This window comes from Staphylococcus sp. EG-SA-2 (assembly GCF_017152085.1).
In genome coordinates this window covers 1-571 of the sequence record NZ_JACYHC010000047.1, presented here as the reverse complement: position 1 = coordinate 571, position 571 = coordinate 1, and the positions used below count along the sequence as shown (strand labels likewise).

Genomic DNA, 571 nt, shown 5'->3' with positions numbered 1-571 from the left:
GTCCACGTTCTATTGCACGCTCTTCAACTTGAATGACTGATACATCTTCTTTACCTGGATAATTAATAATCTTTTTAATCGAATAAATACCACCATTACCTTTATCACTATTTGGATGTGCAGTAATACGATCGCCCACTTTGTAATTTTTCGACACATGTTTATTTGTTAAAATAGTATTCTTTCCAACTACAAATCCAGTTGCACTTTTAAAAGCAACTACACCAGTATATGGAAAAATATTAGTATCTTGAATTTTTGTGACATTATTTTCTGCTTTGGCAGTTTGTTGAACTTCCTCAACCAATGTTGTTCCAATACCTGTTACAGATGTTAAAATTGTTAAAGTTGCTAAACTCTTGATGACTACGTTTTTGTTCATTTTAAGTTCCTCTTTTTTAATTATTTTGATATCTAGATACATAATTCAGTATATTTAGTTGGTTATGTAACCGTTTTCTTAATCACTCTTTAAAAAATCAACTTCACGAATGAATTGATGATACTTATTTTTCAATATTATTTTGAATAAATTCTTTTAATTGTGGTGTGAAATAAACACCGAAATTCT

1 protein-coding gene and 1 pseudogene are annotated in these 571 nt (G+C 28.9%); both read right to left on the bottom strand.

Annotation, left to right across the window (positions count from 1 at the left end; translation table 11 throughout):
- Positions 1–382, bottom strand: a pseudogene (gene splB / locus IDG60_RS27055) (serine protease SplB); the annotation flags it as partial.
- Positions 383–506: 124 nt separating this feature from the next.
- Positions 507–571 (bottom strand): hypothetical protein (locus tag IDG60_RS27050; protein ID WP_241013312.1); only part of this gene is annotated, 65 nt, incomplete at its 5' end.